This is a genomic window from Oerskovia sp. NPDC060287, from assembly GCF_042726775.1.
Lineage (GTDB): Bacteria > Actinomycetota > Actinomycetes > Actinomycetales > Cellulomonadaceae > Oerskovia > Oerskovia merdavium.
This window is the reverse complement of sequence record NZ_JBHXBO010000131.1, coordinates 1-11,952: the sequence shown is the minus strand read 5'-3', so window position 1 is coordinate 11,952 and position 11,952 is coordinate 1. Positions and strand designations below refer to the sequence as shown.

Below are 11,952 nucleotides of genomic sequence, written 5' to 3'. Positions count from 1 at the left end.
CCTCGAGGTCACGCCCGCTCTGACACGCGGCTGCCGGGACGGCTCAGGCCTCGGCGTCCTCGAACGTCAGGCTGAGGCTGTTCATGCAGAACCGGTCGCCCGTCGGGGTCTGGGGCGCGTCGTCGAACACGTGCCCCAGGTGCGAACCGCAGTTCGCGCACCTCACCTCGGTGCGGACCATGCCGTGGCTCCGGTCCTGGATGAGCTCGACCGCGTCCGACTCCTTGGGCGCGTAGAAACTCGGCCACCCGCAGTGCGAGTCGAACTTGGTGTCCGAACGGAACAGCTCGTGGCCGCAGGCCCGGCACCGGTAGATGCCCTCGCGCTTCTCGTCCAGGAGCTCACCCGTCCAGGGGCGTTCGGTGCCGGCCTGTCGCAGCACCGCGTACTCGTCGGGGGCCAGCTCCTCGCGCCACTGGGCCTCGGGCTTGGCGACCGGGTACACCTTCTGCGAGAACAGGCTGCTGGTCGTGTCGTGGGTCTCGTTGGTCATGCTCCACCTCCGACAGCGACAACCGTCGCCGGACTGCAGGTGTTCCCGGTGGCGCGACGAGCCCGGTCCCCGGACGCAGAAGGCCCCGGCGGCGATCCGAAGATCACCGCCGGGGCCCTGCTGGGTCGTTCACCTGCGTCCGGCGGGAGGCTCCCGTCGGGCCGGCTGACGAAGGATCAGTACGACGACGACGAGTACACCGTCGCCGAGCCGCCACCGCGCTGCGCGCGACCGCGGCCGCCACGACGACGAGCCTGCGCACCAGCGCCGCCCTCGCCGCCCTGCGCCGACTGGCCGCGCCCACCCTGGGCGCGCTGCGCCGTCGGGCCTGCGGACTTGGCCGGGGCCGCCGTGCGCGTCGCACGCGTCCCACCGTTGCGCGACGGCGTGCCACGACGGGCCTGCGTCTGCGGCGGCGTGATGTCCGCGGGGCGCACGTACTCGGCGACCTCGCCGACGAGCGACGTGATCGCCGCGTCACCCGGGGCGACCGACTGCGGCTGCGCCGTGATCTTCGCCTTGCGGGTCAGGTCCTTCACGTCGCTGCGCTGCTCGGGGAGCATGACGGTCACGACGACGCCCTCGGAACCGGCGCGGGCCGTACGGCCCGAGCGGTGGAGGTACGCCTTGTGCTCGGCCGGCGGGTCGACGTGGACGACCAGCTCGATCTCGTCGACGTGGATGCCGCGCGCCGCGATGTCCGTCGCGACGAGCACGCGGACCGAACCGTTCGAGAACGCCTCGAGGTTGCGCTCGCGCGCCCCCTGACCGAGGTTGCCGTGCAGGTCGACCGACGGGATGCCCTGCGCCGTGAGCTGCTTCGCGAGCTTCTTGGCCTGGTGCTTGGTGCGCGTGAACAGGACACGACGGCCCGTGCCCGACGCGAGCTGCTGCACGACGTCCTTCTTCGCGTCCGCGTCACGGACCGCGAAGATGTGGTGCGTCATGTTGGAGACGGGCGACTCGGCCGAGTCCACCGAGTGGCTCACCGGGTTGCTCAGGTAGCGCTTGACGAGCTGGTCCACGCCGTTGTCGAGCGTCGCCGAGAACAGCAGGCGCTGGCCGCGCGTCGGGGTCTTGTCCATGATGCGCTTGACGCCGGGCAGGAAGCCCAGGTCGGCCATGTGGTCGGCCTCGTCGAGGACCGTGATCTCGATGCCGTCGAGCGACAGGACGCGCTGGTTGAGCAGGTCCTCGAGGCGGCCCGGGCAGGCGATGACGATGTCGACGCCCGCGTTGAGGGCGCTGACCTGGCGGCTCTGCGCGACGCCACCGAAGATGGTCGTCGTGTTCAGGCCCAGGGCCTTCGCGAGCGGCTCCATCGTGGCGTTGATCTGGTTCGCGAGCTCACGCGTGGGGCACAGGACCAGTGCGCGGGGGCGACGGGCGGCGCGACGCGTGTCCGACTGGGACAGGCGCGTGACGACCGGCAGCGAGAACGCGAGGGTCTTGCCCGAGCCCGTGCGGCCACGGCCCAGGACGTCGCGGCCCTTGAGCGTGTCCGGGAGCGAGGCGACCTGGATGGGGAAGGGCGACTCGATGCCCTGGCTGCTGAGCTCGCGGACCACCGTGGTGGGGATCGCGAAGTCGGCGAACGTCAGGCCCTCGGGCACGACGGTCGGGACCGACGAGCGGACGGGGGCGGGACGCTGCTCGCGCTGCTCACGAGGAGCGCGCTGCTCACGGTTGGCGCCCGCGGGGCGGCCCTGGCCGGCGCCGCGGCCGTCGCGCGAGTCGCGCTCACGGACGGGGCGACCGTCGCGGGTCACCTTGGCGGGACGCGAGTCGCGGCCGTCACGCTCGTCGCGGGCCGGGCGGGCCCGGTCGTCGCGAGCCGGGCGGTTGGTGTCGCGGGACTGCTGTCCCTGCGACTGGTTGGTGCGGGGGGCTGCGGCGTTCGGGCGCACGGCAGCACGAATGGGGTTGTTCAAGGGTTTGCCTCTCGGGCGTAGGGTCGGGGTTCGCCGCAAGAAATCCAGGGAACTCCACGACGCTGGGCGCGCAGAGATGCGCAGCCACGGTCCCCACTCTCTCATGACTGGGGCGTGCGTGCGTCGATGGTGATCGACGTCTCCACATCCCTCACCGGACTCTCACCTCCCCCGTGGCCCGCCCGAACCCCTCACCCACCGCACATGTGACCGTGGTGGAATGTCGCCCGTGGACTTCATGAGCTCAGTGGGCGACGTCATCGGTCAGATCTGGTCGGCCGCCACCACGCCGGTGCCCGCACCGGCCTCCGCGATCGTGCTGTCGATGTCGCTCGCGGCCCTGATCGTCGTGGTCTTCACGCCCGTGTGGCGCGTCGCGCGGCACGTCGTGACGATCGCGCACGAGGGAGCCCACGCCCTGGCGGCACTCCTCACGGGTCGGCGGCTGAGCGGCATCCGCCTGCACTCCGACACGTCGGGCCTCACGGTCTCGTACGGCAAGCCGCGCGGGTTCGGCATGGTCCTCACGGCCTTCATGGGGTACGTCGGCCCGGGCCTCGTGGGCCTCGGGGCGGCCGCGCTGCTCAGGGCGGGCTACGCCGTCGGGCTGCTGTGGCTCCTCGTGCTGCTGCTGACCCTCATGCTGCTGCAGATCCGCAACTGGTTCGGGCTGTGGTCCGTGCTCGTGAGCGGCGTCGCGCTCGTGCTCGTGTCCTGGGCCGCGACCCCGCCCGTGCAGAGCGCGGTCGCGTACGCCGTCACGTGGTTCCTGCTGCTGGGGGCCGTCCGCCCCGTCCTCGAGCTGCAGGTCTCGCGCAGCCGCGGCAAGGCCCGCCAGTCCGACGCCGACATGCTCGCACGCCTCACCGGCATCCCGGGGATCGTGTGGGTCGGGGTCTTCCTGCTCGTGACGGTCGGCGCCGCCGCGCTGGGCGGCTACTGGATCGTGTCGCCCGTCGGGGCGTGAGCGGTCGGGCACGCGCGGCCCCGGGCCGTCATCAGCACGAGATGTACGGGACCGAACCGGGGCCGCAACGAGGTGGGTCCGCTTCCGGGGCGACGTCCCGGTAGCCCCGCTCGAGCATGGTCGCGCGGTAGGCGAGAGTGCCGTCGGCATCGATGGTCCGCACCTCGAGCAGCGTGCCGTCGCTCGGGTCGATGAGCAGCACCTCGCGCTGACCGATCTCCTGCATGAAGTCCGCTTCGATGCCCGTCACCGGACGACCGGCCGAGTCCGTCATCGCCCCGAGCAGCTCGGTGCCCGGGGCGGCGGCGAGGACCTGCCAGAGCGCTCGGCGGAGGTCAGGAGAGGCCGGGCTCTCGCGCAGGAGACCCACCACCTGCGTCCACAGGTCCCACTCGTCTCCGTGACCCGAGGGCGAGAGCCCCTCGGAGAGGCGCCGCTCGAGCGCCCGGGGCTCGGTGGGCAGCTCGGCCAGCTCGTCCCACGTGATCGACTCACCGTTCCCGAACGTGGACATCTCGCCCTCGTCGTCGAGGTCCATGACCCGCGTGAGGCTCGGGTCGAAACCGTCCTTGCCGTCGTAGAAGGCCATGAAGGAGACGCCCCCCTCGTCACGGAGCACCATGTCGTCCCTCGACAACCAGATCTCGCGTTCGTAGGGGAACGAGTACGGGTCCTCCACCTGAGAGCGCATGTACAGGTACTGCCCGCTGAGGGGTGGCTGCTTGGCGGCGTTCTCCGCCGCCTCCAGCAGCACCTGCTCCGCAGAGGCCGGTGTCGTGGCGACCAGGGCCACCGCGACGGACGTGAGCAGGGCCGCGACGACCGTCGCCCATCGGCGCAGCATCGACGCGGGCCGACGTCGCTGGTCCTGGTGCGGGGTCGTCACGATCCGGTGCAGGGCCGCTTCCGACCGAGCCGACTCCTCCGGGGTCAGGGGGACGACGTGGACCGGGTTCGCGGCCGCGAGCTTCTGCAGGACCGGGTCGTCCATGGGGTCTTTCATGGCGTGCTCCCTTCGGTGAGCGTGGGCATCGAGCGACCGTCCTGGCGAGGCCGCAGATCGGGGTCCGACCTCGCGTCCGGGGCGGGCCGCACCTCGGTGGCGGACCGCGAGCTCGAGGCGGGCTCGTGCTCGACGGCGTCGAGCGACCGTCGCAGGCGTCGGCGTGCTCGGGTGAGGCGCATCGAGAACGCGGCGCGCGAGCAGCCCAGCACCCGAGCGGCCTCGGCCGAAGTGAGCCCGTCCCAGGAGACGAGCGAGAGGACGTCTCGGTCCGTGTCGTCGAGGAGCGCCCAGGCACGGCGGAGGTCGATCGACATGTCCGCGAGCGCCCCGTCGTCGGCCACCGGCGCACGCTCGCCGCTCACCCGGAGCTCGAGGCGCCGTCGCCGGTCCGTGGCACGGTGCCCGTTCGCCAGGATGTTGCGGGCCACCCCGAACAGCCACCGCCGCATCTCGTCGGCCGGGACGCGACCCCAGCTGCGCCACGCCACGGCATAGACCTCCGACGCGAGGTCCTCCGCGTCGTCGTCGACCCGCCGGCGGAGGTAGGCCAGGACGTGCGGGTACGTCTCTCGGTACATGCCGGCGAAGGCCGCTTCGACGGCGCTGTCGCGGCTCACGTCAGGACCGTACGGCATCGGCGGGCTCGATCCTTCCGGCGGCGATCGCTGGTGGTAGTCCGCCGAGGAGCCCGAAGACGAGCGCACCGGCGAGGGGGACGAGCAGGAGGCGCTCGTCGAACATCGGCTGCCACCGGGCGGCCGCGGTCACCACCATGATCGCCACGAAACCGACGGCGAGGCCGACGACCGCGCCGAGGACGGCGAGCGCGGTGCACTCGCCCACGACGAGCGTGACGAGCTCGCTCCGTCGCGCGCCGAACGCCCGTCGCACGCCGAGCTCGGCCGTGCGAGAGCTCACGCTCAGGAGATTGACGAAGACGACACCGACCAACCCTGCGAGCGCGGCCACGACGGCGAGCACCTGCAGGGAGGCCGAGACGCTGTCCTGGAGCTCTCCGCGGAACGCGTTCGGCTCGAGCACCGGGTGGATGGTCATCCGGGTGGTCTGGAACGGGTCGGCCAGGTCGTGAAGGCGGTCTGCGACGTTCCGCGCCGCGCCCGGGACCGTCTCGACGAACAGCTCGCTCGAGAGCGACGCCGCCAGGTCGCCGGTCGCTCCCGGGCCGACGAAGGCCGATCCGGTCGCCGTGCCGGACCTCGACGCGGTGACCAACCCGACGACCCGGAGCGGGGCGCCCTGGACCGTGATCTCGGGGCTCACGTCCAGCTGTGCGACGCCGAGCCGTCGGGCGAGGTCCGTGCCCAGCAGCACCTCGTCCTCGGCAAGGACGCGGTCCTCCCCGGGAGCCCATGTCACGGCGGTGTCGGTGATCGCCCCCGGGGCCTCGTCGACCTCCACGAGATCGACCGTCAGGGCCGCGAGCGCTCCGTTCGCGACGGGGACCCCCGTGCGATACCGCCAGTGCTCGACCCCGGTCACGCCGGGGAACTCGGCGACGGTGCCGACCCGGACGGGCCATCGGGCGTCGGAGGTCCCGTCCGCGGCCAGCGCCGCGGTGACCTGCGTCGCCCGTTGCGCGTCGAAGAGCTCGGTCACCTGTCCTGACGCGCTCTGCGCGAGCCCCAGCGCCGTGACGGCCAGGGCGACCGCGACCGCGGACGCGAGGGTGCCGCTCGCGGTCCGCCCGGCGTTGGACGTGATGCCCTGCGCCACGAACCGCAGGGTGCGCGCGAGGCGCGCGGTGAGCCGGGTCCGCGGCCTGCGATCACGCGTCGGCAGGTCTCCCCGGTCCTGGTCCGGCCCGTGGGCCGGAGTCGTGGCGTGGGCGCTGTCGGCCACGACGAGGCCGTCACGCAGGGTGACGACACGGTCGAGCCGCGCAGCGACGTCGGGCTCGTGCGTGACCACGACGAGAGCCGCCCCACGCTCCGCGGCGCGACGCTTGAGCTCCTCGATGATCTCCAGCGACTGGGCGGAGTCGAGGTTCCCGGTCGGCTCGTCGGCCAGCCACAGGCGGGCCGGGCGGGCGAGGGTCCGTGCGATCGCGACCCGCTGCATCTCCCCGCCCGACAACGTCCGGGCCAGCGCCTGCTCCTTGTGCTCGAGCCCCACCGCGCGCAGCGAGCCGGTGACGACCTGGTCGGCGTCGTCGAGCGAGGCGTTCGAGTAGCGCAGCCCGAGCAGGACGTTCTCGCGCACGCTCAGCGCGGGGATCAGGTGCGACCGCTGGAAGACGAACCCCAGCTCCGAGGACCGCCACTCCGCCCGCACCCGGTCCTGCGCGGCCTCGACGGGGTGCCCGTCGATGAGCACCTCCCCCTCGTCGGGGGCGTCGAGCAGGCCCAGCACGTTCAGCAACGTGCTCTTCCCGCTGCCGGAGCGTCCGACGACGGCAATGCGTTCCCCGGGGCCGATGACGAGGTCGACGCCGGCCAGCGCCGTCGTCCCGTTCCCGTACCTGCGGGTGATCCCCCGCAGCTCGATCAGCGGGCGACCCACGTCCTCGGTCGGACCGGGCATCTCCTTCTCGAGCACGACGTCAACCAACCCGCACCTCCGTCCCCTCACCCAGCACGACACCGGCATCGCCGTCGCCGACGGCCGCGACGATCGCCGCGACCCCGCCCACGGTCACCTCGACCTCGACCGCCACCTCGCGAAACTCCGTCCCCTCGCGCACGTACACGTACGTCCGCCCGGCGCGGGTCACGACCGCCGACACGGGCGCGAGCAGCCTCTCCCCGTCCTCCGCTGCCGGGTTGTCGATCGTCAGGACGTAGGAGGAGCCCGCACGGACGACGCCGTCGGTGAGCAGGCTGACGGTGACCTCGCCCGTCTCCGTCGGCTCGAGCGCCGTCACGCGTGCCGTGGCGTCTGCGCCCGAATCGTCCGTGAACCGAGCGGCGGCGTCCACCGCGAGCGCTCCGACCGATCCCTGGGGCAGCGTCGACGTGAGCACGACCTGCCCCGTCCCGAGGGTCAGGAGTCCCGTGTCGGCGGCGATGCCGGTACCCACCGTCGTGATCCCCTCGACCACGGCCGGCAGCCGAGGCACCGTCAGCACCTCGGACTGCAGGACCCCGGGGCCCTTCGCGGTGGCCGCAGCCCCCGGACCGGCCGCCGGGACCGTCGTCCCGTCCGACGGCGCCGCGGCGCCCGGGGCCGCCGTCTCCGGAGCACTCGCTCCGGGCGAGGGCGCAGCCGCAGCGTCGAGAGTCCCGAAGGCGACCTCGGGCGCCGCGTAGCCGGCCGACCGGTACATGGACCGCACGGCCGCCTGGGTCCGCGGGCCGTACTTCCCGTCGGGCCGGCCCAGTGCATACCCTGCGGCCAGCAACCCCTTCTGCAGGGCCAGGACGTCGTCGCCCTCGTCCCCGGGACGGATGTCGCGGTAGAGCGCGAAGGCCCCTTCGAGGACGAAGACCGGTCTCCCGTTCACGCGGAACGGGACCGACCCCGGCGACAGCGTGTCGCCGGCAGACCGGTCGACGGACGTCACCACACCTGTCAGCGCGGCCGGAGGTGTGATGACGACGCTCTGCTGGTTCTGAGCCTCGACGGTCATCGACACCGGACCGTTCAGGTACCCACGGTCCAGCGCGACGACCACGGGCTCGGGTGCCGGCGGCTCGGCGCGGGCCGCCGCCTGCTGAGGCGACTCCATCCCGACCGCGAGCAGCCACGCACCGACCCCGACGGCGACGATCGCCACGACGGCGAGCACGAGGCGCTTCATGCTTCTCTCACCGGTCTGCCCGAGGGCACCGTCCGTCCCATCGCCCGATCAGCCCAGCTCGTTGATGACGGCGTCGATGCGCTTCTGGTACTCGAGGTAGTGGTTCCGGGTCGCCTCGAACCCCTCGACGTCCCGTCCGATCGCGGCGAGCTCGCCCTCGACCCGGGCGTGGAACACCGCCTCGTCGTACCCCCCTGCCCGGCAGCGCGCATCGATCACGGCCACCTCGCGCTCACGGTCCGACAACGGGACCGCCGTGTCCGCGAGCATCCCGTCGGCGTCGCCGATCGGACCGGTCACCGACTCCGACGGCATGTCCACCGGGCGCTCCGGCAGGTCGACGACCCCTGCCGGCTCCATGCACGTCCGCCACGCCTGGATCGCTTCCTGGACCCGCGCGTTCCCGTCGACCGCCTCCCAGCCCGCTGCCTCGACCGTGCTCAGGTAGCGGGACGGGACGGCCCCCAGCCGTTCGTCGGTCCTCTGCCCGCACGCGATCATCGCGTCCTGCATCGCGGAGGTGATCTCCACGCCGTCCGGTACCCCGCTGTTGGGCGCAGACTCGGACCGCAGGTGCGGGTACCCCCACTGCTGCGCGACCTGCTCGTCGAAGCGCGCCTGGCCCGTGCGCGCGTCGACCAGCGTGGGCTCGCCCCCGGGTTCCGACGGACGGTACTCGACGACGCCCTGCAGGCACTCCTGGGCGAGGAGGTCGCGGGCGTACCCGTCCCGCGGGTCGTTGAACTGGGGGACCAGCTCGTACACGGGGGTGAGCGTCGCCGTCGACTCGTCGTAGCCGTAGTCCGAGTGTCCCCTTCCGGGCTCCGGCCCGTCGGCCGCACCGGCAGCGGAACAGCCCGCAAGGGCAGCGGTCACGAGGAGCCCGGCGATCAGTGCACGAGGTCGCACGAGGCGAGCAGTGGTTCTCATACCCTGCACATGGCTCGCGGGGCGCGAGGTGCAACACCTGGGATCGGATCTTCCTGCGCGACCCGGGCCCGTGGGTCGATCAGGCTCGACGGCGGGGGCGCCGTCGGACGTCGTGACGAGAGAGCGCACACGACGACGGGCCGCCCGCTGTGTGCGGACGGCCCGTCGAGGTGATCGGGTGCGTAGCCCTGCCGGGCCGGGAACCTTCCGAGGAGGAGGGGGTCGGCTCCCGGGACGGGCGGGCCGCGCAGCCGGTCGAGCGCTGGTGCGGGCGGTCATGCCCCGCAGGTGGTGCCGGGCCGGTCAGGCCTGCGGCGTGAGGACGAACCCGGGTCCCTCGGTCGCACGAGGATCGGTGTCCAGGGTGAGGTTCGCGAGCGCGATCGAGGTGGTCGGCTCGACGAAGACGCGTGCGTCTCCGCTCTCGACGACCGTGTCGTCGGGCAGCGGGCTCGGGACGAGGGCCAGCTCGAAGTCGCCGGACTGCGGCGCCGACTCGGCGATCCGGAGGCCGCCACCGTCGGGCACTCCGGCCCGCGTGGTGAGGTCCTGGACTGCATCGCGGGCGTTGTCGGTCAGGGTGAGCATGAGAGCTCCTCTCGGTTGCCTGGGGACGCACGGGACGCCTTGCGACGATCCCCGGCGTGCGCCTTTCGGTTGCCTCCAACCAAACAAGGATCGGCCGCGATCGCAAGGTCGCGGGCCGATCCACGGCGTGTCTCTCACCCAGTGGGATCGGGCGCGACAGGTGGGCCGGGCTCGCGTTAGGGTCCGCGCACGCGGGGGCGTGGGGGTCGCCACCGGTGAGCACGGAGGTCGGTGGGAGCATGGCTGCGTGACCGCTCTCCCGACGCCCCGCGGCCCGACGGCGCCGCTCACCACGCCTGGGCACGTGACCGCGTGCGGGGGCTCGGCGCGTAGACTCTCCGCGGGCCTTGGCGCCGCCTCCTGCGAGGTGACGCACGGTGCCCGGGCCTCTAGCTCAATGGCAGAGCTGCGGACTTTTAATCCGTAGGTTGTGGGTTCGAGTCCCACGGGGCCCACCTGGATCGCTGAAACCCCTGCACCTAGCCGAGAGCGTCACCGCCGGGCCTCTCTCCAAGAATGTCCCTGCGGTTGGACGTGCGTGCCCACGAAGGGGCAGCGGGGGGCGTGCTTACCGCTCACCTGGACTCAGGACCACTATGTGGTCGCCGCGACGCTGCCGCGCCACAACCCGGGGCTAGTCCCATTTCCCATAGTTCAAGGTCTGATCCGAAGGAGTTTCTGGGCCACATATTGCGACAGACAGCTCTTGCCAGTTCTTGCGTCCGCCAAAACCCTGGGTGTCCGGATAGATGTACAGGACGCCACCCGCGCTCGACACCAGGAGAGCGTCCCCCGGCCCGGGCTCCCATTCAACGTCGCCCGAGTACGGCGATGCATCGTCAAGATCGCACTCACCCTCACCCGCCCCGAACGGAACGGCTTCAAAGGTTCCCGTGCCATCCGGGCGCAGCTCGATCCAGGACTTTCCCTCCATGATCTCGGTCCACGTCGCAGGAAACGGGCCCGCTTCCCCTTGAGCGCACCCGGTACACGCCAGGACGAGGGCGGCCGCGAAGCCAGCCATCATTCGACCTCTCAATGGACTCAACACCCCCATCGGCACACGACCTCCTGTGGTCCCCCTCCCGGCCGTCGCGAGGCGGGAATGAGCGTGGACACCAGCCGCCTCCGTTGGCGCGAGGTCCTCCCGCTCGCCCCAGAGGCTACTTCCCACGTCAAGGATCCACGGCTCACCACGACAGGTGACGGCAGGTCAGGCCTTATCGACGGACGCGGGGTGCCGCTGGAGCACCGGACAGGCACCATGAGGCTGGCAGATCAGCGCGGGACGCAGGACGAACCCGAAGGCCGATCCCGGCCCCTCGTGAGCAGGTGTCCGCGTCGGAACACTTCCGCAGGCCGTGGGTTCGAGTCCCACGGGGCCCACCGTCTCGCGCTACCGCACCGGCCTCTTCCCCTCGAAGAACCGGTCAAGGTCGGCCCGTCGCAGCACCCCGTCTGTCCCTCCTGCTGTGAGCTCGACGACGAGCCGGCGCGACATCTCGCGCAACGGCTCGTTCGTCACGCTGGAGTGGTGGCACATGAGGTCGAACGCCTCGTCGGCGGGGAGCCCGTAGATCGCCATGACCGCCCCCTTGGCCTGCTCGATCGTCGAACGGCTCGCGGACGACGCCCGGATCGCCGCCGTCGCCTCCCGCTGGGCGAGCTCGCGCTGCGTCGTCGTGAGGTCGAGGAAGTAGCCCGAGACGTGCGTCGTCTCGCCCGTCCGGCGGTCGACCCGCCCGCGCCCCACCACGCCGAGCGTCCGCGTGCGTCCCTGCGCGTCGACGATCCGGTGGACCGAGCTGAAGGGTTCGCCCGTCGTCGCGGCGACGAGCAGCACCTCCTCGACGCGCGCTCGATCCTCGGGGTGCTTGTGCGCGAGCATCAGGGCCGTGGTGGGCAGGACGTCGCCGGGACGGAAGCCGTGCATGGCGTAGAGCTCGTCCGACCACCACCAGGACTGGTCCGACACGTCGAGGACGAACTGGCCGACGGGCTGCGGTGCGCCGCGCAGCAGCGCCTCGGCGAGCGTGGGGTCGAATCGTCGAGCCGGGTTGTACGAAGTGGTCAAGTAGGCCCCCAAGGCATGGGAAAGGAGCGGGCCTACTTCCAGACTCCTCGGTGATCCTAGCCCCGTTCCGACCTCTCACCTGCGAGGACGGCCGTCCTGGGCAATCTAGGGTCCGTGGACGCTGCGCACGGGCACCGGTGCCCGCGAACGACGAAGCCCCCGTCGGCCGGGGCCGAACGGGGGCTTCGTGGAACGTTAGGTGGTGG

The 11,952-nt window shown here is 72.0% G+C and carries 10 protein-coding genes and 2 tRNA genes; 3 read left to right on the top strand and 9 right to left on the bottom strand.

Annotation, left to right across the window (positions count from 1 at the left end):
* Nucleotides 1-43: 43 nt before the first annotated feature.
* Together msrB and ACFWFR_RS12480 are read right to left on the bottom strand one after the other, a co-directional pair.
* Complete coding sequence (gene msrB / locus ACFWFR_RS12485) at nucleotides 44-493, bottom strand: peptide-methionine (R)-S-oxide reductase MsrB (protein WP_354507574.1); 450 nt, start codon at nucleotides 491-493, stop codon at nucleotides 44-46.
* 176 nt (nucleotides 494-669) lie between these two features.
* Nucleotides 670-2,106: a DEAD/DEAH box helicase gene (locus ACFWFR_RS12480; protein ID WP_318244364.1), complete on the bottom strand. Its 1,437-nt coding sequence runs from the start codon at nucleotides 2,104-2,106 to the stop codon at nucleotides 670-672.
* Between the two features lie 538 nt (nucleotides 2,107-2,644).
* On the opposite strand from ACFWFR_RS12480, the gene ACFWFR_RS12475 reads away from it, so the two are divergent.
* Nucleotides 2,645-3,391, top strand: a complete 747-nt coding sequence (locus tag ACFWFR_RS12475; protein ID WP_056649170.1) for a M50 family metallopeptidase — start codon at nucleotides 2,645-2,647, stop codon at nucleotides 3,389-3,391.
* Nucleotides 3,392-3,422: 31 nt separating this feature from the next.
* Here ACFWFR_RS12475 and ACFWFR_RS12470 read toward each other — a convergent pair whose 3' ends face one another.
* The 6 genes from ACFWFR_RS12470 to ACFWFR_RS12445 all read right to left on the bottom strand — a co-directional run bounded on the left by ACFWFR_RS12470 (nucleotide 3,423) and on the right by ACFWFR_RS12445 (nucleotide 9,672).
* Nucleotides 3,423-4,394, bottom strand: coding sequence for a CU044_5270 family protein (locus ACFWFR_RS12470; RefSeq protein ID WP_377623169.1), 972 nt, complete (start codon nucleotides 4,392-4,394; stop codon nucleotides 3,423-3,425).
* Entirely contained in the window at nucleotides 4,391-5,014 is a 624-nt protein-coding gene (locus ACFWFR_RS12465) for an RNA polymerase sigma factor (RefSeq protein ID WP_377623168.1), read from the bottom strand. The genes ACFWFR_RS12470 and ACFWFR_RS12465 overlap by 4 nt, the downstream gene beginning before the upstream one ends.
* Nucleotide 5,015: 1 nt before the next feature.
* Nucleotides 5,016-6,965 carry an ATP-binding cassette domain-containing protein gene (locus ACFWFR_RS12460; RefSeq protein ID WP_377623167.1) on the bottom strand — a complete coding sequence of 650 codons (1,950 nt, stop codon included), beginning with the start codon at nucleotides 6,963-6,965 and terminating at the stop codon, nucleotides 5,016-5,018.
* A complete protein-coding gene (locus ACFWFR_RS12455; protein ID WP_377623166.1) occupies nucleotides 6,958-8,154 on the bottom strand; it encodes a peptidoglycan-binding protein in 1,197 nt (398 codons plus the stop codon). The genes ACFWFR_RS12460 and ACFWFR_RS12455 overlap by 8 nt, the downstream gene beginning before the upstream one ends.
* Nucleotides 8,155-8,202: 48 nt before the next feature.
* Nucleotides 8,203-9,084: a hypothetical protein gene (locus ACFWFR_RS12450; RefSeq protein WP_377623165.1), complete on the bottom strand. Its 882-nt coding sequence runs from the start codon at nucleotides 9,082-9,084 to the stop codon at nucleotides 8,203-8,205.
* Between the two features lie 303 nt (nucleotides 9,085-9,387).
* On the bottom strand, nucleotides 9,388-9,672 hold the full coding sequence (locus tag ACFWFR_RS12445) for a Fe-S cluster assembly protein HesB (protein ID WP_056649148.1): 285 nt from the start codon (nucleotides 9,670-9,672) through the stop codon (nucleotides 9,388-9,390).
* A gap of 383 nt (nucleotides 9,673-10,055) precedes the next feature.
* Here ACFWFR_RS12445 and ACFWFR_RS12440 point away from each other — a divergent pair.
* Nucleotides 10,056-10,127 (top strand) — tRNA-Lys (locus ACFWFR_RS12440).
* A gap of 861 nt (nucleotides 10,128-10,988) precedes the next feature.
* Nucleotides 10,989-11,058 (top strand) — tRNA-OTHER (locus tag ACFWFR_RS12435).
* A 10-nt stretch (nucleotides 11,059-11,068) separates the two neighbouring features.
* Here ACFWFR_RS12435 and ACFWFR_RS12430 read toward each other — a convergent pair.
* Complete coding sequence (locus ACFWFR_RS12430) at nucleotides 11,069-11,746, bottom strand: PAS and ANTAR domain-containing protein (protein WP_191800656.1); 678 nt, start codon at nucleotides 11,744-11,746, stop codon at nucleotides 11,069-11,071.
* Between the last annotated feature and the right edge of the window lie 206 nt (nucleotides 11,747-11,952).

Excerpts from the sequence above, each read along its gene's own strand:
- ACFWFR_RS12455 (WP_377623166.1), bottom strand. The coding sequence starts at position 8,154 with ATGAAGCGCCTCGTGCTCGCCGTCGTGGCGATCGTCGCCGTCGGGGTC.
- msrB (WP_354507574.1), bottom strand. The coding sequence starts at position 493 with ATGACCAACGAGACCCACGACACGACCAGCAGCCTGTTCTCGCAGAAG.
- ACFWFR_RS12445 (WP_056649148.1), bottom strand. The coding sequence starts at position 9,672 with ATGCTCACCCTGACCGACAACGCCCGCGATGCAGTCCAGGACCTCACC.
- ACFWFR_RS12450 (WP_377623165.1), bottom strand. The coding sequence starts at position 9,084 with ATGAGAACCACTGCTCGCCTCGTGCGACCTCGTGCACTGATCGCCGGG.
- ACFWFR_RS12475 (WP_056649170.1), top strand. The coding sequence starts at position 2,645 with ATGTCGCCCGTGGACTTCATGAGCTCAGTGGGCGACGTCATCGGTCAG.
- ACFWFR_RS12470 (WP_377623169.1), bottom strand. The coding sequence starts at position 4,394 with ATGAAAGACCCCATGGACGACCCGGTCCTGCAGAAGCTCGCGGCCGCG.